The sequence below is a fragment of the Bacillus sp. COPE52 genome, assembly GCF_003355115.1.
GTDB lineage: Bacteria > Bacillota > Bacilli > Bacillales > Bacillaceae_G > Bacillus_A > Bacillus_A toyonensis.
The window spans coordinates 4,681,691-4,701,910 of sequence record NZ_CP031292.1; the positions used below are offsets into that span (position 1 = coordinate 4,681,691).

Genomic DNA, 20,220 nt, shown 5'->3' on the forward strand with positions numbered 1-20,220 from the left:
AAAGGATTTTGAATTTTCTTAATAAATTATATAGATACATATGTTAAAATGTATGTAAGGCGATATATTAAAAGTAAAATGGTTGAAGGGGCACTCGGTAGAGTGTCTTTTCTTTTTTGTATGTAATTGTGCATATTATATTTATTTTCAAATGAAGAGGATTAAAATATAAGTTGTAGACAGACTTTATAAAGCAGAATTTTGTACAAGCATTTCCCTCTACTTTTTGTATCTAACAATCGTATAACAATAAAGTGAAACTTTAATCAGTGGGGATTCATCCTCAGCTGATTATTAGTTGAACCAATCGGGCATTTACAGGCAGTTGATCCCCCACCTAACTTTTTTTCTTTCGCTGAATTTTGAGGTGGGGGTCTTACTGCCCGTTAATGCGGGATAAATAATTCTGTTTTATAGTGTCTGTTTATGAAAAGTGTCTTCTTTGAGGGCACTTTTTGTTGTTTAGTGGAGATGAGTTTTTACTGTTAACATAGTGGAAACTATCTATACTAAACATTAGCAATCTTCCGTATAAATATTATCAATTTACTATATATTCCAGTGGTGTTAAGTTAAATATGAAAGGCTTTCTTTTTCAAAATATTACCCCTAATAAAATTTTGAAGAAGTCAACTGTCTCCAAACTTGCCATTCATGCTTAGAGAAAAAGCACTCATTTTGAGTGCTTTTTCTTATTGAAACATGCTATTTTTATAGGCGATTTTCATAAAATGAAAGTAAGGAAATGAAAGTAGGTGACAATATGCCGGCAGTTGTTGAAGGTGTTATTATTGAAAACTGCAATGGGACGATTAATTTAGGGGATAAATATAACGTGCAACCGATTGAAAAGACGAAAGCTTATAATGGATCGGGATCATCGAACACTGGATTAAATGTGAGAACATTTAGCGGGATTAGTACAGCAGATGTAAGGGATAATGATGTAAATGACCAAGAGATACAATTTACCTTATAGTGCAATATGTAAAATTGCATAAAATGATGAATTTGCCCTATGATACAATTTAGTAGTGAGCTGTTTGTGATTCTTCTGTATCATAGTTGTTAGATTGAAAGTATAACATCTTATCCTGCTATTTACGGGCAGTAAGACTCCCACCTCACAGATCGGCTTGTGCTGAGTATTTAGGTAGGGAATCAACTGCCCGGAAATGTCCGATTGGTGTGGGCTAATAATCAGTGGGGATGAACAAAATCCCCACTGATTATAGTTTCACTTTATCGAAAATCATACGTAAAAAAGACACTTCAAACGAAGTGTCTTTTTATCTTAGTGATATCCTTTAGCAGAGTCTTTATGGATTTTATTTTTAAAAATACTGTAGCTCCAAAGTTGATAGCTAATAACAATTGGTACCATAACTATTGCAACGAAGAACATAATTTTTAAGTTTAATTGGCTACCAGCTGCGTTGTATAACGTTGTACTATAGGCGTCGTTAATGCGAGAAGGTAACATTCTTGGGAACATACCTGCAAAGCCAGTTGTCATAAACATTGCGATTGTTAAGCAAACAAATGTAAAGGCAAGACCGATTTTATGTTTGTACACCATAATAAGTGCGAGTACACTCATTAACATTGCAAGTACTGGAAGAATAAATAGTACCGGATATTCCGTAAAGTTTTGGAATAAGTTTGTGCGATTTGCAGTTGCTACATAGAAGATAGCTAAAATGATAGCAGCTGCCATTGAAAATGGTCTTGCGATTTTATAAGCACGGTCGGATACTTCACCAGTCGTTTTAATCATGACCCAAAGAGCACCAGATACGACGAATATAGCAGTGAAGAACAGACCTCCTAAAATACCGTAATGGTTTAGTAAGCTAAGTAAATTTCCTTCATAGCCATTTTTGCCAATTTGTAGTCCGTAATATAGGTTAGCGAATGTAACACCGAATAAAAAGGCGATTAGAAAACTACCAATTGTAAATGCCCATTTACAAGTTTTTTGCCAAATTGGTGAATCATCTTTATGCATAAATTCAAGTCCAGCAGCACGAGCAAATAGTGCAAGTAATACTAAAAATAGTGGTGTGTATAGGTAACTAAACATATTTGCATATGTGATTGGGAAGGCAGCAAATGTTGCACCACCAGCTGTAATTAACCATACTTCATTACCACCCCAGAATGGGCCAATTGCTTCTTGTAATTGATTTCGTTCTTGTCGGTCTTTCGCAACGAATGGGAAAATCATTCCGTTACCGAGTGCGTAGCCATCAAGAATGAAGTAAACTGTCCAAATTACGCCCCATAAACCGAACCAGATGATTGCAAGCATATCATGAGACATGAGCTGTACCTCCTTCAGTAGCAGGCTCTTCTAATGCAGCTGGTCCTTTTTTTGCGAACTTCAGCATTAAGTATACGTCTGCAATTAAAAGTAAAGTGTAGAACAATATTAAACTAATTAATGAGAACCAAATTTGTGGAACTGATATAGGTGATACAGATTCTGCTGTACGCATGAGTTTATAAACTGTCCACGGTTGACGACCTACTTCAGCGACAATCCAGCCAGCGTTAATCGCAATGTACGGAAGTAAGACAGACCACATTGTAATTTTTAAATAACGTTTTGAGTTTTCTAGTTTTCCTTTTCGGTTTAAATAGAAACCGAACCAAGTTAACGCCATAAAGAACATGCCAAGTGCGACCATTAAGCGGAAGCTATAGTACACGAGGTTAACGTTTGGGCGATCTTCTTTCGGAATATCTTTTAAACCAACAATTTCTCCATCAAATGAGTTTGTATAGAAGAAGCTTCCGAGTTTTGGAATTGTAAGTAGTTCAAAGTTCTTTTCATTTTTCACATCAGGAATTTGAATGATTGAGAAACCTTGTCCTTTTCCAGTTTCCCAAACTGCTTCCATCGCAGCTCCTTTAGCAGGTTGATATTTAGCTGCCGATACACCAGATTGATGTCCCATAAACGGTGTAATAGTTGCGGCGAATAAGCCTAACATTAAACCAAACTTAAATGATTTTTTGAAGAATTCCACTTCATTTTTACGTAGCAAGTGATAGGCACTAATGGCCATAACGAAGAAAGCACCAACGATATAACAACTAATTACAGTATGGAAGAACATGTTCCAAGCATATGGATTTGTAACAAGTGCCCAGAAATCATTTAATTCAGCGCGGCCGTTACGTACTACATAGCCAACAGGATTTTGCATAAAGCCGTTTGCTGTAATAATCCAAAGTGCGGAAATATTTGTTCCAAGTGCAACCATCCACATACAGAAGGCACGGAACTTTGGTGAAATTTTGTCTTTACCGAATAACCATATTCCCATGAAAGTAGATTCTAAGAAGAAGGCAACGAGTGCTTCAATTGCGAGAGGTGATCCGAAAATGTCTCCCATATATTTGGAGTACTCAGACCAGTTTGTTCCAAATTGGAATTCCATCGTAATCCCGGTTATAATCCCCATTACGAAGTTAATTGTAAATAATTTACCCCAGAAATTTGCCATTTTGCGGTATGTTGGATTCAATGTGCGGGCGTATTGAGTTTCCATACATGCTACTAAAATGACAAGTCCGATTGTCAAAGGTACAAATAAAAAGTGATAAAAAATAGTAATTGCAAATTGAAAACGACTCAGTAATAGAACGTCGGACATAATGAATATTCACTCCTTTTTTACATTATCTACAATCAGTTTATAGTGAAAATACGTTTAAAGTATGTGAAACTTGTTACAAAGCTGTGTGTATATTTTGAAAGAATTATGTCGATTATCTGAAAAAATCTTATTTTTACTATAAAGCGATATCCTTTTTGAGTTTTTCATATTTTGGTACACTATTTATGTAGTGTAAATGAGAGAAAAGAGGGTTCCTTACTATGAAGTCATTAGAAGAGATTTTGCAGTACAATGAGAAATTTGTTGAAGAGAAAAAATACGAAGAGTATGAAACAGGAAAATTTCCAAATAAAAAAATGGTAATTATCTCTTGTATGGATACTCGTCTTGTTGAATTATTACCGAAAGCGATGAATATGCGTAACGGTGATGTGAAAATTATTAAAGTAGCAGGCGCTGTTATTTCCCATCCATTCGGAAGTATTATGCGTAGTATTTTAGTTGCTGTATACGAACTTGGTGCCGATGAAGTTTGTGTAGTTGGTCACCATGATTGTGGTATGGCAAAAATTCAAGCAAGCAGTACAATTGAGAAGATGAAAGAGCGCGGTGTAACAGATGAGAAATTAGATACACTCCGTTATTCTGGAATCGATTTAGAAAGATTCCTACAAGGGTTCTCTAGTGTTGAAGAAAGTGTAGAACATAGTGTATCAATACTTCGCAATCATCCGTTACTTCCGGAAGAAGTACCTGTTCACGGTCTTGTTATAGATCCTGATACAGGAAAATTAGATTTAGTTGTGAATGGTTACGACAATTAAGAATTTACTTTGTCATCCTTTTTATCTGGGACAGGATCAAATCCTCCCGGGTGGAAAGGGTGACATTTTAATATACGCGTACAAGTAAGCCAAAAGCCTTTGAGTGCGCCATGTTTTTGAAACGCCTCTAATCCGTAATGAGAACAAGTCGGATAAAAGCGGCACGTTGGCGGCGTCACCGGAGAAATGAATTTTTGATAAAAGCGTATAATTCCAATGAAAATCTGTTTCATAATGGTCTCCTTTTCAGCATATTCTTAAAGTATTATAGCACGACTGTACATAATACTTTACTAATGTGAATTTCCGTTATATCATATTGGATATAACGGAATTAAATTAAAAGCGGGAGAGATGTTGTATGCCATCAGTAGAAAGCTTTGAATTAGATCATACGATTGTAAAGGCACCTTATGTAAGACATTGCGGAGTTCATAACGTAGGTAGTGACGGTATTGTAAATAAATTCGATATTCGTTTTTGCCAACCGAATAAACAAGCAATGAAACCAGATGTTATTCATACGTTAGAGCATTTATTAGCATTTAATTTACGTAAATATATTGATCGTTATCCGCATTTTGATATTATCGATATTTCACCAATGGGTTGTCAAACAGGATATTATCTTGTTGTAAGCGGAACACCAACAGTTCGTGAAATCATTGATTTATTAGAACTAACATTAAAAGATGCGGTTCAAATTACAGAAATTCCAGCTGCAAACGAAACACAATGTGGCCAAGCGAAGCTTCACGATTTAGAAGGAGCACAACGCTTAATGAACTTCTGGTTAAGCCAAGATAAAGACGAACTTGAAAAAGTATTTGGATAAAGAAAAACTGCCTGTGAAAAGGCAGTTTTTTTATTTGTAAAAGAGAAAAGTAAAGGTTGTATAGAAAAACAACGAGTTTCACTTATGAGCATTTTTAAGAAATGAAAGGCAGTAGGTGATTGGAAATTACATGTTATCTTTAGTGAAAGTAATTCGATATTACAATGAAGAGCATAAGACTAGAAACGAAAAAATGCGAGATACCCATTGATTTTCTTCCGGATTTCAGTTCATTAATTCCTAGAAGAATAAAGAAACAACTGAGAGCAAATTGCATGTATGGGAGAAGTGTGAAGTTGTCGGTAGCAAGAGAATAAGTGCAAAGAGAGAGTGTGAGAAGCATGAAAAAATAGCGTAATCCAGTTAGCGTTGTATACCTCCTTTAAAGAGACTATTTATCGAAATATTTCTGAGAAGCCAAGAAATAAAGCACTAGCTCCTGCTAACAGAGCAAGTATACTACCACCTTTTTGCTGTTTTAAGATTTCCTCTATACTAATAGCGAAAGCCATCATCCCTAAAAAGATGAACATATAAGGCATAATTTCTCTATTACTAGTAAAGAAACTATAGATTGCTATACATAAAGCAATAAGTGAAAAAGTAATTCGCAATCCTTTTAGCATACATGTATCCCCTTTATTTTATATAGCTAATGATAAGAACAATCCAAATGAAAGCACCGGCAACAATACAAATGAATCCTGTTCCTGAATCCTTCTTTTTTATTTGTTCCATTGCAATGAGGAACATGAGAGCTCCTAATAAAAATTGTGAAAGTGGTAGAAAGTTATTTTGACCTGTATAGAGCCCGATTATCGACATTATGATCACAGTGAGTGCGATTGCAATGCGAAGTACACGAAGCATATTATGAATCCTCCTTATTATTTTTTGTAAAAGGATTATCTTCTGGTTTATCAACGGAATGTTTGTATGCATAGCCTTTATTAATCGTCATGACGGAGAGTACTAGTATGACTAGGACGATTATGATACCGATAATTAATATTTTGAACATGAAATCCCTCCTTTTCTTTATTTTACATAATTTTGTAATTGATGAAAACAATAGAAACTAAAAGGATGAAAGAAGGGTGTTACATGGAGAAGAAAAAAACATATTATATATCAATAGGTAATGGTCAAATTTCACAAGTGAAGACGGCAGATACGTACAATTTTGAAGTTTACGCAAATGATGAGGAAATTACGGAGTTAAGAGCGTACTTTGATCAAGCATATGTAGAGGATTTAGGTTCATTTGTACGGTCTCACGTTCCATTTGTTGAATATCATCACGATTCAAATAATGATCGATATGATGAACAACTACAAAAAGCATATAAAATGATTTACGAATTAGGAAATCATGAGACGAAAGAATTAGTCGCACAAATGGGAATAATCAATGGATTGTAATTGGATAATATTATGCAGAAAAGCGAGAATATGCTACAATTTGTGGTAGGAAAAACTTGTAACCATCAATAGGGGAGTAATGGCATGTACAAATTTAAAGATTATTACCACAACACTGTACAATTATCGTTTGAACGTTATCCATTTTCTCCTGAGCCAAAGCATGTTTGGGTTGTATGCCGGTACGGGGATCAATGGTTATTAACGCATCATTTACGTCGCGGTCTTGAATTTCCAGGTGGTAAAGTAGAACTAGGGGAAACACCGGAAGAAGCGGCGGTTCGAGAAGTTCATGAAGAAACCGGCGGCATAGTTTCGGATTTAACTTACTTAGGACAATATAAAGTATCTGGAAAAGACAAAATAATCATTAAAAACATTTATTTTGCAACAATTAGTGCGGTAGAAGAACATACGCATTACGAAGAAACGAAAGGGTCTGTTTTATTAAAAGACATTCCTGATAACATTAAAACTGATAGAAAATTTAGCTTTATTATGCGCGACGATGTATTAGCGCGTACGATGAAACATATAGAAGAAATCGGCTGTTTTACGAAGTAAAATGGCCGGTTTCTTTTTTTGTTCGAGAATGTAAATATATCTTTACATAATTTAAGGAAGAGGAGGTGTTTTTAAATAACGGCCTCCTCTTTTTGACGGTAAATCGCTTATATAATTTATTTACTATTATCTTGTTTTTATCTCTACCTCTAAAAATGAAAGAACATCTAATAAATCATCTATCACACGTGAATGCTCGAAGTCACCCCAAAATAAATCTCTCTTCCAAACGCCAAGAATTCCTACTTGTTCAGAACCGAGCGCGTCGTTTTCTGGATGATCTCCAACGTAAAGACATTCTTCGGCTTTTACATTCAGCTTTTGTAAAGCACGTTCGAAAATTTCAGGATGAGGTTTTTTGATTCCTTCCGCTTCTGAAACGAGAATTGTATTTGTATACGTATGTATGTTTAATGCTCGAAGGTTGCTCATTTGAAATTCAGTAAAGCCGTTTGTAATTATACCAATTTTAATGTTTCGCTGTTTTAATTGTTGAAGTAGTTCATGCATGTTTGGGAAAGGAATACAATGATGTCGGAAGTTTGTAATGTAGTCGTGCAACAGTTGCTCTGGCGTTAAAGTGGTAATGTTGTATTCGCAAAGGAGAGTGGAATATACCTTATCTTTCCACGTGTAACCATTATTATTGAGCTCGAGAAAACGAGAGCAATACTCGAATTTTTCTATGTTTATCAAATGAAAGGCGAAACGATTATATTGATCACGAATAAATTGCTCTAGAGATTGGCGACGATCTAATAGTGTTCCATCTAAGTCAAATAAGACTGCTCGAATCATGGGAAACCTCCATACAGTTTTTATAATTAATTATCGCATATTCGTTAAAAAATGATTATGATATTTTTGTAGAATGGAATAATGGAGGGGCGTATGAAAAAACTGTATGGCAAGTTAGTGTGTTTTATGATTTCAACGGGCTTAGTAGCTGGATGTGATATGTCGGAGCAAACTTCAAAAAGAGAGAAAAAAGATGTGTGCAAAACGACAGAAGAATGTGCACAAATAGGTGATAAGACGCTTCAAAAAGTATATAAAAAAATAGATGGACTTTCAGAACTTGAAGTACTAGAGGATTATGTTTTAGAAGGAAATTCAAGTAATGATATGAAAGAAGCGGAAATGAAAAAAGAGGATGATGAAAATTATTTCTTTTTAGCTTCTTATTATATTGATGGTGATGAAATTGTAGATCCGTATTTCGATAAACTAGATCGGAAACGATTGAATAAGGCGTTCGCAGAAGATAAAGAAGCGAAAGAAGAGATACTAAAACAACGTCAAGATAAAGCGTATCATCAATCATTATGGGAGATGTATAGCACTCTTATTCCAGCTAAGTATCGCACTGACATAAAAGAGTTTGACATGGTAACAGATGGTTACGATGGAATTGTCGCCCACGTTATGCCGAATGTAGAGTATCCGAAAGAGTGGACCCTTAGTTTAGATACGCTTGATTCTGCAGTAAATATTGATCAAGTGATGAAAACATTAATACATGAGACAGCACACGTATTAACACTCGGGCATAAACAAATATCAGTAAATGAAAAATACTTAAAGGCTTTTGAAGAAGAAAAAGATATTTCATCATACCAAAATAAATGTAAATCTCTTTTCTTGCAAGAAGGATGTGCGAAGGAGAGCTCTTATATAAATCAATTCCACAATTTGTTCTGGAAACCAATTGAGCAGGAGTGGACAGAAAAGAAAGTGGAAGAAAGCGAAGAAGCTCAAATTGAATTTTTTAAAGAGAAACAAAATGAGTTTGTTTCTCTTTACGGGACGACAAATGTAGCAGAAGACATTGCAGATACATTTACAGCGTTTATTTTACAAGATTCAAAAAAGGTGAAAGAAGGAACGGAGTTAAAATATAAAAAAATTGCGTTTTTCTATCAGTTCCCTGAGCTTGTAAAAATGAGAGCGGAAGTGTTAGCTGGATTATATGATGTTTCGAAAACGATAGAGTAACCAATTGGACATGAATGGGAGCTATGTATCCGATATATTTTAGCCAAGAGAAAACGTGAAGAATTTTAGTTCTTTACGTTTTTTATGTTGAGAAAGTTGAAAATTCTGTCTTTTTTAAAAAAGAAGAAGGAACTAGTGCTATAAAAGAGAATTAGTATAAAAATGTCACAATTTAGACACAATTATAATGCGCGTGTTGTAGGGACTATAAGTTTACTCTCGAGGAGGTAATGAAACGTATGAAAACGATTCTTGCTGTTGCTGGTCTCATTTGGGTAATGTCTCACGGTTTTCCGATTTTTGAAGGGGAGCAAATTCGTAGTGCACTAAATAAAAAGTTCAACGATTATCATGTAATAGATCGAAAAGATAATGTCGTTACAGTACGTGTGAAAGACTGTTTCCATACAGTTACGGTTGCCGATGGAAATGTTACAAATGAAACAAAAATGTGTGATAAAAGGTAAAAGAAAGAAGCTGACTCTAGCATATCGTTTTGAGTCAGCTTCTTTTTCGTTTTCCGATTAGAAGTTTTTCAAATGCTTCTACAAACACATACATCAGTGTTGCGAGAACACATGTGAGTAGCACACTCAGTAAGACGAGTGTGAAGTTAAAGACTTGGAATCCATAGCTGATTAAGTAACCAAGCCCTTGTTTAGAAACGAGAAGCTCACCGAAAATAACACCGACCCATGATAATCCAACGTTCACTTTTAGCGTTGAAATAATTGCAGGGAACGATGAGGGGAGTATAACTTGCTTATAGCATTGCCATTTATTTGCGCCAAATGTGTCCATTACTTTTATATAGTTAGAATCGACTTCTTGAAATGCGCTGTAAATAACGAGAATGGTAATGATGATGGAAATGATTACGCCCATTGCAATAGACGATGAAATATTAGGACCGAAGATTACAATGATAATAGGCCCGAGTGCGACTTTGGGCATTGCATTTAGGACGACGAGATATGGATCAAGAACGCGAGCTAAAAGTGGTATCCACCAAAGGAACGTGGCAATAATAGCGCCGAGTACTGTTCCAAGAATGAAGCCTACTCCTGTTTCAAGTAGTGTCGTCCATATGTGAATCCAAAGCGAACCATCAATCCACTTGCTAAGAAAGAGATCCCAAATACTCGACGGAGAGCTAAAGAGTAAAGGATCAATCCATTCGTTTTTGCTAGCTATTTCCCATAATGCAAAGAAAAGAATGAGCAATAAAAGTTGTAGCGAGCGAGCAATCCATGCACGCCTGCGTTCTTTCTTTCGAAATTGTTCATGTAGCTGTTTTATATTATCCAAGGCGCTCCAGCTCCTTCCATATGTCTTGGAAAAGGGCTGGGAAGTCGTAGTGATGGCGCGATTCTAACGGTGATAAGGAGCGAATACTTTCTGGGACGACGAACGTTTTTGCAATTTTCCCAGGATTCGCTTGTAGTAAATAAATACGATCACTCATCGCAATTGCTTCTTCAATATCATGTGTCACGAGTAAAGATGTTTTTTTAAAGTTACGTAATAATGTGAAAACGAGATCCTCTAGTTTTAACTTTGTTTGATAATCGAGAGCGGAGAATGGTTCATCTAACAATAAAATTTTTGGATCAGTCGCTAATGTTCGAACGAGTGCAGCGCGTTGACGCATACCACCGGACAATTCACGAGGATATTGCTGTTCTACATCATGCAAACCGACTTGTTTTAAAAGCTTTAAAGTATGTTCTTTCGTTCGTTCATCATAAATCTTTCGAATATGAAGTCCAAGCATAATATTTTCTTCAATTGTTTTCCACGGAAACAAGTAATCTTGCTGGAGCATATAACCCATAGATGGACTTTTTGTTGTAATTGGTTCACCATCTAAAAATACGATGCCTTCAATTGGATCAAGTAGACCGGCGATAATCGAGAGAAGCGTTGTTTTCCCGCAACCACTTGGACCGAGTATAGAAATAAATTCTCCTTCTTCCACTTGTAAACTCATATCTTCGAGAATCAGTTTGGCATTCTCTTTTGCGAAAAAGCAGTGAGAAACGTTACGTATTTGTAAAAAACTCATACACTTCGCCTCTATTTCTTAATAACGCTTTCGGCAATTTTCGTATTGACGAGCGCTTCATGTGGGACTTCTTTTTGTAATTCACCAGCGTCTTTCATGATAGTTTGGAGCTGTTTCCATTCTTCCGCATCTAATAGCGGATTTGTCGCATAAGAATGTTGCTTTTTATACCGTTCAATTACTTTTACTGTAATGTCTTTTGAAGTGTCTTTAAATAACGGAGAAACGGCATCAGCGATCTCTTCGGGACTATGTGTATCAACCCATTGCTGCGCTTTATAGAGCGCACGTGTGAACTTTTCAGCAGCAGTTTTATCTTTCTTTAAGAAACTTTCTCTTGCCATGAACGATGTATAAGGAACAGTACCAGATTCATTTCCGAACGAAGCGACGATATAACCTTTACCTTCTTTTTCGAATATACTTGCAGTCGGTTCAAAGAGCTGTACAAATTCTCCCGTACCAGATGCGTAGGCATTTGCAATATTAGCAAACTCGATGTTTTGAATTAAGTTCGTATCTTTGTGAGGATCAATGCCATTTTTCTTTAAAACGTATTCTCCAACCATTTGCGGCATGCCGCCTTTACGCTGACCTAAAAACGTAACACCTTTTACGTCATTCCAATTAAAAGAATCTAGTTTTTTACGTGAAACTAAAAATGTCCCATCTGTTTGTGTAAGCTGTGCGAAGTTAATAACAGGGTCTTTTGCTCCTTGTTGATGAACGTAAATAGACGTTTCAGAACCGACAAGAGCAATATCAATTCCACCAGATAATAGGGCGGTCATCGTCTTATCTCCGCCAGCTGTTGTTTGTAGGTCAATATTTAGTCCTTCATCTTTAAAAAAACCTTTTCCAATCCCAACATATAACGGTGCATAGAAAAGAGAATGGGTAACTTCGCCGACGCGAATGTTTTGAGTTTGATCTTTTGGCCCTTCTTTTTTACTACTACAAGCAGCAAAAGTGAAAACAGTTAGTAACATGATGCAAAAAACAGCTATTAATTTTTTCACTATATAACACCTCCTAGAAGTCACTCTACAAGCATGATATGTAGGTAAGTGCCCATATGTGAGTATAGATAGCAGGAATTTTTTGAGTGATAAAGAAGTACAAATATAAGGGGTGATAAAATGAAGTACGAATATGATGATAGCGTACATTTACATCTTGATTATTTCGGAACAGAATGTGATATGGAATCGATTGCTTATAAGAGGAAGAATGAAGACGTATGGGATGTGTATTTTAATTTTAGAGTATACGGTATTCAGAAAGAGGATGTAGAGTTAGGAAGGTTTATGGACGAACATGCTGGTCATTACGTTTTTTCTGTACATGCTCGTGATTTAAGCTGGGAATTTGGAAGTGCTCAGTTTGAGGAGTGGGTTTTGAAGAACCATATCGTCGAAAAAGCGCTACAAAAATAGGAAGGAATTTCGTGATTGGATTTCTCATTTTAGTATTCATTTTTGTAGTCGGTTTTTACATCATGCAACTGCTCATTTATCAATTTACACAGAAAAATATTCATAAGTATAAAAAATGAAATGGGTTCATATGTGGCTACATATGCATATGGAAAAGGGTCCGAGACTAGATTTTTTTGATTTTGTATTTATAGTAATCGTATGTATTATATGGAGAATGTGGATAGTTTCTCTTTTATAGTAGATGTTTCAACACGTTCTTAAAGGCATCATGATCTGTCCTCTTAGTTTGTAAGGAATAAGCAATAGAAATCAAAATACGAAGCAAAACCTGCAAGTTTGATCAGGTTTTGCTTCGTATTTTAATTTGCATAATAAATAGATTATATCTCCTAAAATAACGGTAAATTTTAACTTTTTTAAAGGTGGAATCCTTTTGTAATATAGTTTGTATATGCAGTATTTTTGTACTTTTGAGAATCTATTTTGTTGTAAAAAGTACGAAAAAATGTTATTTTTTAAGGGGTATTTAAGGTTATATATATATAATAAAAATAGATATAAAGTTCATAAGTATAATGTTTTTTACTGATGCGGGGTGAAATAGAGAGAAGAAAACAAGAAGAGAAAAGAGGGAAATAAGTTGAGTTTGGATTTTGTAGTTCAGCAACAAAGAAGAAATGAATTTCGTTATAATTTTTCTGTTCAGCAAGAAAGAAAGAGCCCGTTACTTTCTTTCATTATTAGCGGAATATGGACTGTTTTTTTAGAAACGTTGTTTGTTATTACATTAGGCTATTTCGAATTAGAGAAGACGAAGTTATTTTTTAATGAAGGAATCACGTTAAGTATAATTACTATAATTTTATGGAGCATACTATTTTTTATTGATTATTTGAATAAAGGGATAATCAATAAACTTAGACCAGCTATAAGAGTTCATATTTTATTGCTGCCAATAGCTCATTTAATAGTTTTTATTTATATATTCATACAAGAATATATGAATTTTTTGCTTGTGAATAACTGGATTTATTTGCAGTATACACAGTGCCTATTCAGCGTTTTACTCATTTATATGGTGTATATTTTAGTTTACAATTCAATTGGGAAAATTTTACTAAGTGTAATGTTAACTAGTTGTTCTTTTATTATTTTAGGGATTGTTAATTACTTCAAGAGTATGTTCAGAGGAGAGCCGCTATATCCATCTGACTTTACACAAATAGGGCATATGCAGTCAGTTATACCAATGGTTATGGATTATTTTAGTTTGAAAAATATATTAATAGGAATCATTAGTATAGTTGTATTTGCATTTGTTGTTTTTACTATTCGAAAGCATATTAAATCTATAAAAATCCATATCGGTATGCGAATTGTTTTAATATGTACATCTCTGTTTATGGTATATGCGTTTAGTAATTACCCTAATACATTTGTGAATAAGTTATTTGTAAAGGGTGGGGTATATTTCCCTTTATGGAATCAAAATATGAACTATGGTCAAAATGGCTTGGTTTTAGGATTTTTAAGTAACTTAGATACGACAGTTATTCAGGAACCAGAAAAATATTCAAAGGAAAATATGCTTCAAATTGCGAATGACATAAAGAAACAATATGGTGTTAATGTGAGTGAACAAAAAAAAGCTGAGAAACCGAATATTATATTTCTGATGAGCGAGGCTTTTTGGGACCCTACAAAACTAACGAATCTTTCATTTAGCGAAGATCCAGTCCCGAATCTACATCATTATATTGAGAATTTTCCAGGTGGACAAACAATAGCTCCTACATTTGGGGGGAATACAGCGAATACCGAATTTGAAGCGCTAACGAGTTATTCAATGAGTTTGTTAATGCCCGGTTCTATACCGTATCAACAAGCTGTTACAGGTCAGAAAGAAATCCCATCTATTGCAAGTGAATTGAAAAAACAAGGATACTATGCAAGTGCAATTCATGCTTTTGATCGCTCATTTTACAAACGAGATACTGTATATAATGTATTTGGATTTGATAACTTTAATGCAGAAGATACGATGAAGCATAAAGAATTAGCTGGGGACAATGTTAGTGATTTGTCTATGAGTAAAGAAATAATAGATGAATTGAATAAGAGAAAACAGCCTACATTTATTCATGCCGTAACGATGCAAAATCATTTTCCGTATAATCCGGGACGATTTGAAGAAAATCAAATAGAAGTTAATGGATTAACAGAAGATGCATCGAAGGCAGAATTAGAAATATATACGGAAGGTGTAAGGCGCTCCGATGAAGCTTTAAAATATTTAATAGACCAGCTTAATGAATTAGAAAGACCTACTTTATTAGTCTTTTTTGGAGATCATTTACCAGTACTAGGGACAAATAAGGCTATTTATAAAGAGGCTGGATATATAGAGAATGAAGAAACTGTAAGTGAAAGATTATCAATGGCAGAAACACCATTGTTAATGTATGCAAATTTTGATATACCAAATGACAACTTAGGTTTAGTAAGTCCAATGTATTTCTCAAATCTTGTTTTTGATTACGCAGGATTAAATAAATCACCATTTTATCAATTTTTATCGGGATTATATAAAGAAATCCCAGTGCTTAGAGATGAATTAAAAGTTGATAAAAATGGCGAAGAGATTAAAGACTTAACAAAGAAACAAAAAGAAATGTTAGAGCAATATAAAATGATTCAATATGATTTACTTGCTGGAAAGCAGTATAGTAAAGATATACTCTTTAAATAGGGGAAACAAAAAAGGACTTGTATAGGATACAAGTCCTTTTTTCATAGTATTTAACGGGGTAACCAGACAAGCTGGGTTTAGGGAGTATTACTTGTACATTTAGTATAAACAAAAATGTAATCGTTTTATTGATTGATTTGTGAGAAATGTGTGAATTTTATTTTGTAAAAACTTCATTCACTTCAACAAATAATCTATAGGGCATATACTTTCACTTTCTTTGAAAAATAAGTTGTAATGATATTCGATGGGATAAATTAAAACAGGAGATGAGAAGATAACAAAATGTATCATTCGTATCGTAGTTATTCTTACTTATGAATGGGCCGATTTAATTGGATAAACAAAAAAGATAGTTAATAAAAAAGAATTTGCTGTAAGGAAACTATGAATTTAAAAATTTTATAAGTTCTGCATTTAATTCATCTGCTTGGTCGATTGGAGAGCCGTGACCACTATTTGTAAGAGCATGTAGTTGAGCATTTTTAATCCGTTTTTGCGTGAGTTCAGCACTTTTGTATGGGATCAGTTGGTCGTGAACGCCGTGGAATATTTTTGTTGGAACGTTAATTTTACTTAAGTCTTTCGTTACGTTTTCGTTTGCAGCTGCTTGCAAAATTTTGATGAGAGCATAGGAAGCGGACTGCATACCGAGATAAGAAAACCATTCAAGGGTTGCAGCTCCTAAGTTTCTATTGAAAAATGATAAAGATACATCACTTAAAAATTTTGGTAAATTTACATACATTTGATGAATGAGGGTATCTGCTTGTTCTTTTGGTACACCGTAAGGGGACTCTTGATTTTTCACGAAAGAAGGAGAGACGGCATCAATTAATGCGAGCTTAGAAATACGACGCCCATTGTAGCGAGACATATAGCGAATAGAAAGAGCACCGCCGACTGAAAAACCGACTAACGTAGCATTTTCTACTTGGAGTGCTTCCAGAACAATTGCAATATCATCAGCTAATCGGTCATACGTGTAACCAGTCCATGGCTTATCAGATTGCCCATTTCCGCGTATATCCATGGCGATGCAGCGAAAGCCGTGCTCCGGTAAAACATTGAGTTGATATTGATACATTTGATGATTTAAAGGCCAGCCATGGACGAAAAAAACAGTTTTACTACCAGGACCGGGATTAACGTCTTGCACAAAAATATGAACATCTTTCTCGACCGTAACAAACATGAAGTATCCCCCTTATGTGTGTTAGTATGCTCTATCCCAAATTAACGAATGAACGCCGAGCTTTGGCTTCCAGTGGAGTTTTACGAATCGCGACTTTTCATTTTTATTAACGAAACGAAATGTATGAACGTCAAATCCTTGCATCATTCGAAAACTTCTTGGAATTGTACGGTCGGACATAATCCACATCATCATTGCAGCTGATTCTTGATTATTGGCGATGAAGTCCCAAAAAGTATCATGTGCTGTTTGGCCCTGTGGAATTTCATTATGTGGCTCTGGTTTAAGGGCGTGAATAAGATCAGGAAATTTAATACCATCTTGAATGAAGAAAATTGGTATGTTATTTCCTACTAAGTCGAAATTCCCTTCTTCTGTATAAAATTTAACAGCGAATCCTCTAATATCTCGATTCGTTTCATTGGCTCCTTTTGATCCCGCTACTTCAGAAAAACGAACGAAAAGTGGTGTTGTTTTTGAAGGGTTTTGTAGAAAGTGTGCCATTGTTAGCTCTTCTAAAGATTCATATAACTCAAAAATGCCATGTGCTCCGTATCCTCGTGCATGAACGACTCTTTCAGGAATTCGTTCACGATCAAAATGAGAAAGCTTTTCTCGCATAAGAAAATCTTCCAGAAGGGTAGGGCCACGATCACTGGCAGTTAAAAAGTTTTCATCATTTGAAATTTTAACACCTGTATTTGTTGTCATCTCCTTTCCTTCATTTTCGCGTGTAAAGGATTGGAGCTGTGCTGTCTTTTTATTTTTTTGCCGTCCATATAAAACACCTCCCATAATATACGTATTATTGATTGTAGTTTTTATGCTTGCATATAGTCTGAAGATATTACACTGTTGGTATGATTTTCCTCAAATGTTCGATTTATCTTTGTTTGTCTATGAAAATCATTTATTATAATAAATGGTATTCTTCGAGATATTATTTTGAAGGGGTGTTAAAGTGAAAGAAAGTTTTCTATCATATAAAGAAGAAGAAAGGAATGCAAAAATTTTCTTATGGGTGCTATTTGTTACTGTTACTGCATATCAAATTTTCTATGCAATCGTATTAGAAAATAAATCACTAACGGATAAGGGACATAACATACTATGGCAAGTTATTTGTGGAACAGCAATACTCGGCGTGAATATATATTTAATAAAAAAAGAGAAAGCAAACCTTGTTAAATATGCATGTTTATTTGCATACATAGGGATAGAAATGGCGAATATACTTTCGTATATTCTTTATAATAAGGCGGCATTTGATGGGGTAAATATAATAGAAATTATTTTCATTTTCTTTGTACCTATATTTTTAAATAAAAAGTATTTTGTGTTTTTACTTGCTACGATTATAGGGAAATATGTGATTTATTTATTTGTATTAGAGGAAGTAAAAGCGTTTATGTTTCTTATTATGTATACACTTTTATTAATAGCTGCATACATCATTTTAAATCGATTTTTACAATATCTTTCAGCTGTAAAGGAAAGTATTAAGATTGCTAGTGAATCACAAAAATTAGCAGTGATCGGAAAAATGGCAGCGACAGTCGGGCATGAAATTAAAAATCCACTTGCTTCGTTAAAAGGATTTACACAATTACAGCGAGAGAAGCATGAAGATGATCCTATTTATAAACGAATGATCTTTGAAATAGAAAATATGAATAATATGATAAGTGAGTTAATGGAAGTTGCTACATGTAAACCTTCTATTTATGAGAAACATGATGTAGGAAAAATTGTATTACAAGCAGTAAAAACTCTTCGCGAAAAAATGAATGAATCAAATGTTCAACTTATTTCTAATGTGGAAGAAAAAACAGTGGAAGTTGAATGTGATGAACGAAAAATAAGAGGAGTTTTTTTATATGTCATAAATAATGCTCTGGAGGCAATGGAGCAAGGTGGCATTTTAGATTTGCGATTAGAAAATAAAGGGAAAGATTATGTGATGATAAGTATAATCGATAGTGGTTACGGTATTAAGAAGGAAAATTTAGCCCGTGTGACAGAGGCTTTTTATACAACGAAACAAGATAAAATTGGTCTAGGACTTACGGTAGCGGATCGAATTGTTGCCGAGCATCTTGGTGAATTATGCATTGTAAGTGAAAGAGATATTGGAACAAGAATAGACATCATTCTTCCAATGAAGTTTGGAAATTATGAAATCCAAGTGGAAGAAAAGCTAGGAGTTACCATATGAATAAAGGCTATATATTTAAAAATGAAGAAATAAAGGCACTCAAAGTATTTTTAAGCTTATTTTTTATTATATTTTTTGTATATGATCTTGCCTATGAATTTATCGTACCTTTAATAGGGGGAGAACAAGAAGGAGTAGGAAAATTCGAAGATGGTTTAGGTTTATGGCTCTATTTTTGGATGGTGATATTGTTTTGTATCGGCATATATTTTATGAAATGGAAGAATCCATTTGCGGTAAAGTATATCATTTTAATTGGCTATAATATATTAGATTTTATCCATAATATTATGATTTATTCTGGTAGTGATGCTGAGTTTGATGGTGGAAATATAGTAGAAGGATTTTTCATTTTATTTGCACCAATCTTCGTGAGTAAAAAATATTTTTGGTTAGTTATAGGGATAATAGTTGGAAGGTACGCTCTTATTGGAATCATTATTCAATCTTCTCTCGTTTTAATCCCAATGACATTATGTAGCGTATTCTCCATTATATGTTGGATTATATTTTTGAGATTCCAGTCTTACATTCGTACGATTGAGATGATGGATAAAGAAATAAAACAAACAGAAAAGCTAGCAACTGTTGGAAAAATGGCAACAGTTATTGGCTATAAGATTAGAAGACCTTTAGCAACTTTAAAAAAACTTGTGAATAAACAAGCGAACAAGCATCCCGAGGATAAGATTTATAGCGATATTATGAAGCAAGAGGTAGAACGAATTCATACAATTACTACAGAACTTAGTGGATTTGAAAAATCTAAATCGATAGAATCAGAAACTCATAACATACAAGAAATTATCGCTTATGTTATTCGGGTTATGGGTAAGCCTGCTTTAGAACAAGGGGTGCACATACAAGGTATTTACAGTAAAGACATACCGTCAATTACATGCGACGAAAAACGATTAAAACAAGTATTTTTTAATTTAATCAAAAATGGGATTGAAGCAATGTCAGTTGGTGGAACGATTACGATTAAAGTTACCGTAGAAGATGGAATCGTCGTTCAGGTGAAAGATGAGGGGTGCGGCATTCCAAAAGATAAAATTCCAAAGTTAAATGAAGCTTTTTACACAACGAAAGAAACGGGCACAGGTTTAGGGTTAGTAGTTACAGAAAAAATTATTAAAGACCACAACGGTAAAATGAGCTTTGAAAGTGAAGTTGGAGTTGGAACGACGGTAAAGGTAATGTTGCCGATGTAATGATAAAATATTCGAAAAAGGGAGATTACTTACTTGAGAGCGATCTCCTTTTTTATTCTGTAAAAAATCAATTGGTG

Annotated in this window: 22 protein-coding genes and 2 pseudogenes; 12 read left to right on the forward strand and 12 right to left on the reverse strand. The window is 34.5% G+C overall.

Annotated elements, in window-relative coordinates; genetic code table 11:
- The first annotated feature begins 745 nt into the window (after window positions 1-745).
- Window positions 746-979, forward strand: coding sequence for a spore germination protein (locus DPQ31_RS23755; protein WP_002039815.1), 234 nt, complete (start codon window positions 746-748; stop codon window positions 977-979).
- 315 nt (window positions 980-1,294) lie between these two features.
- Here the strand turns inward: DPQ31_RS23755 and cydB are convergent, their stop codons facing one another.
- The gene (gene cydB, locus DPQ31_RS23760; protein WP_208731096.1) at window positions 1,295-2,323 is read right to left on the reverse strand and encodes a cytochrome d ubiquinol oxidase subunit II; all 1,029 of its coding nucleotides are present in this window, start codon (window positions 2,321-2,323) and stop codon (window positions 1,295-1,297) included.
- On the reverse strand, window positions 2,313-3,662 hold the full coding sequence (cydA, locus tag DPQ31_RS23765) for a cytochrome ubiquinol oxidase subunit I (RefSeq protein ID WP_001286179.1): 1,350 nt from the start codon (window positions 3,660-3,662) through the stop codon (window positions 2,313-2,315). The genes cydB and cydA overlap by 11 nt, the downstream gene beginning before the upstream one ends.
- A 224-nt stretch (window positions 3,663-3,886) precedes the next feature.
- Here cydA and DPQ31_RS23770 point away from each other — a divergent pair, with 224 nt between their 5' ends.
- Window positions 3,887-4,450, forward strand: coding sequence for a beta-class carbonic anhydrase (locus DPQ31_RS23770; RefSeq protein ID WP_000838170.1), 564 nt, complete (start codon window positions 3,887-3,889; stop codon window positions 4,448-4,450).
- Here the strand turns inward: DPQ31_RS23770 and yidD are convergent.
- Window positions 4,447-4,683 (reverse strand): membrane protein insertion efficiency factor YidD, encoded by a 237-nt coding sequence (gene yidD / locus DPQ31_RS23775; protein ID WP_000809336.1) that lies wholly within the window; start codon window positions 4,681-4,683, stop codon window positions 4,447-4,449. The genes DPQ31_RS23770 and yidD overlap by 4 nt on opposite strands.
- 128 nt (window positions 4,684-4,811) lie before the next feature.
- Between yidD and luxS the strand changes: the two genes are divergently transcribed.
- Window positions 4,812-5,285, forward strand: a complete 474-nt coding sequence (luxS, locus tag DPQ31_RS23780) for an S-ribosylhomocysteine lyase LuxS (RefSeq protein ID WP_001141371.1) — start codon at window positions 4,812-4,814, stop codon at window positions 5,283-5,285.
- 395 nt (window positions 5,286-5,680) lie between these two features.
- On the opposite strand, the gene DPQ31_RS23785 is transcribed toward luxS, so the two are convergent.
- From DPQ31_RS23785 to ytzI, 3 genes are read right to left on the reverse strand one after another with little or no spacing between them, the layout of a single operon-like run.
- Entirely contained in the window at window positions 5,681-5,911 is a 231-nt protein-coding gene (locus DPQ31_RS23785) for a DUF3953 domain-containing protein (RefSeq protein WP_000911974.1), read from the reverse strand.
- A gap of 13 nt (window positions 5,912-5,924) precedes the next feature.
- Window positions 5,925-6,155, reverse strand: a complete 231-nt coding sequence (locus DPQ31_RS23790) for a DUF3953 domain-containing protein (RefSeq protein ID WP_000946673.1) — start codon at window positions 6,153-6,155, stop codon at window positions 5,925-5,927.
- A 1-nt stretch (window position 6,156) separates the two neighbouring features.
- The gene (gene ytzI / locus DPQ31_RS23795) at window positions 6,157-6,306 is read right to left on the reverse strand and encodes a YtzI protein (RefSeq protein WP_000472800.1); all 150 of its coding nucleotides are present in this window, start codon (window positions 6,304-6,306) and stop codon (window positions 6,157-6,159) included.
- A gap of 83 nt (window positions 6,307-6,389) precedes the next feature.
- Between ytzI and DPQ31_RS23800 the strand changes: the two genes are divergently transcribed.
- On the forward strand, window positions 6,390-6,707 hold the full coding sequence (locus DPQ31_RS23800; RefSeq protein ID WP_000412304.1) for a hypothetical protein: 318 nt from the start codon (window positions 6,390-6,392) through the stop codon (window positions 6,705-6,707).
- A gap of 84 nt (window positions 6,708-6,791) precedes the next feature.
- Complete coding sequence (mutTA, locus tag DPQ31_RS23805; protein ID WP_000276384.1) at window positions 6,792-7,271, forward strand: antimutator 8-oxo-(dGTP/GTP)ase; 480 nt, start codon at window positions 6,792-6,794, stop codon at window positions 7,269-7,271.
- Between the two features lie 126 nt (window positions 7,272-7,397).
- On the opposite strand, the gene DPQ31_RS23810 is transcribed toward mutTA, so the two are convergent.
- Window positions 7,398-8,069, reverse strand: coding sequence for an HAD family hydrolase (locus DPQ31_RS23810; RefSeq protein WP_208731097.1), 672 nt, complete (start codon window positions 8,067-8,069; stop codon window positions 7,398-7,400).
- Window positions 8,070-8,162: 93 nt separating this feature from the next.
- Here DPQ31_RS23810 and DPQ31_RS23815 point away from each other — a divergent pair, with 93 nt between their 5' ends.
- The gene (locus DPQ31_RS23815) at window positions 8,163-9,266 is read left to right on the forward strand and encodes a hypothetical protein (RefSeq protein WP_087970516.1); all 1,104 of its coding nucleotides are present in this window, start codon (window positions 8,163-8,165) and stop codon (window positions 9,264-9,266) included.
- 239 nt (window positions 9,267-9,505) lie between these two features.
- Window positions 9,506-9,733 (forward strand): hypothetical protein, encoded by a 228-nt coding sequence (locus tag DPQ31_RS23820; RefSeq protein WP_000849116.1) that lies wholly within the window; start codon window positions 9,506-9,508, stop codon window positions 9,731-9,733.
- Between the two features lie 34 nt (window positions 9,734-9,767).
- Here the strand turns inward: DPQ31_RS23820 and DPQ31_RS23825 are convergent, their stop codons facing one another.
- The 3 genes from DPQ31_RS23825 to DPQ31_RS23835 are packed head-to-tail and all read right to left on the reverse strand — an operon-like array spanning window position 9,768 to window position 12,350.
- Window positions 9,768-10,574: an ABC transporter permease gene (locus DPQ31_RS23825; protein WP_000368773.1), complete on the reverse strand. Its 807-nt coding sequence runs from the start codon at window positions 10,572-10,574 to the stop codon at window positions 9,768-9,770.
- Entirely contained in the window at window positions 10,567-11,331 is a 765-nt protein-coding gene (locus DPQ31_RS23830; RefSeq protein ID WP_000009038.1) for an ABC transporter ATP-binding protein, read from the reverse strand. Before DPQ31_RS23830 ends, DPQ31_RS23825 begins: the two co-directional genes overlap by 8 nt.
- A gap of 11 nt (window positions 11,332-11,342) precedes the next feature.
- Window positions 11,343-12,350 (reverse strand): ABC transporter substrate-binding protein, encoded by a 1,008-nt coding sequence (locus DPQ31_RS23835; protein ID WP_208731098.1) that lies wholly within the window; start codon window positions 12,348-12,350, stop codon window positions 11,343-11,345.
- A 120-nt stretch (window positions 12,351-12,470) separates the two neighbouring features.
- Between DPQ31_RS23835 and DPQ31_RS23840 the strand changes: the two genes are divergently transcribed.
- The 3 genes and pseudogenes from DPQ31_RS23840 to DPQ31_RS23850 all read left to right on the forward strand — a co-directional run bounded on the left by DPQ31_RS23840 (window position 12,471) and on the right by DPQ31_RS23850 (window position 15,519).
- On the forward strand, window positions 12,471-12,767 hold the full coding sequence (locus DPQ31_RS23840; RefSeq protein ID WP_087970517.1) for a DUF3986 family protein: 297 nt from the start codon (window positions 12,471-12,473) through the stop codon (window positions 12,765-12,767).
- 11 nt (window positions 12,768-12,778) lie between these two features.
- Window positions 12,779-13,008 (forward strand): annotated as a pseudogene (locus DPQ31_RS23845) (hypothetical protein).
- 402 nt (window positions 13,009-13,410) lie between these two features.
- A complete protein-coding gene (locus tag DPQ31_RS23850; RefSeq protein WP_000050731.1) occupies window positions 13,411-15,519 on the forward strand; it encodes an LTA synthase family protein in 2,109 nt (702 codons plus the stop codon).
- A gap of 385 nt (window positions 15,520-15,904) precedes the next feature.
- Here the strand turns inward: DPQ31_RS23850 and DPQ31_RS23855 are convergent, their stop codons facing one another.
- Window positions 15,905-16,714: an alpha/beta fold hydrolase gene (locus DPQ31_RS23855; RefSeq protein WP_208731099.1), complete on the reverse strand. Its 810-nt coding sequence runs from the start codon at window positions 16,712-16,714 to the stop codon at window positions 15,905-15,907.
- Between the two features lie 27 nt (window positions 16,715-16,741).
- Window positions 16,742-17,509 (reverse strand): annotated as a pseudogene (locus tag DPQ31_RS23860) (catalase); the annotation flags it as partial.
- Window positions 17,510-17,675: 166 nt separating this feature from the next.
- On the opposite strand from DPQ31_RS23860, the gene DPQ31_RS23865 reads away from it, so the two are divergent.
- On the forward strand, window positions 17,676-18,929 hold the full coding sequence (locus DPQ31_RS23865; protein WP_000664866.1) for an ATP-binding protein: 1,254 nt from the start codon (window positions 17,676-17,678) through the stop codon (window positions 18,927-18,929).
- Window positions 18,926-20,143 (forward strand): ATP-binding protein, encoded by a 1,218-nt coding sequence (locus DPQ31_RS23870; protein WP_208731100.1) that lies wholly within the window; start codon window positions 18,926-18,928, stop codon window positions 20,141-20,143. Before DPQ31_RS23865 ends, DPQ31_RS23870 begins: the two co-directional genes overlap by 4 nt.
- Window positions 20,144-20,220: the final 77 nt, after the last annotated feature.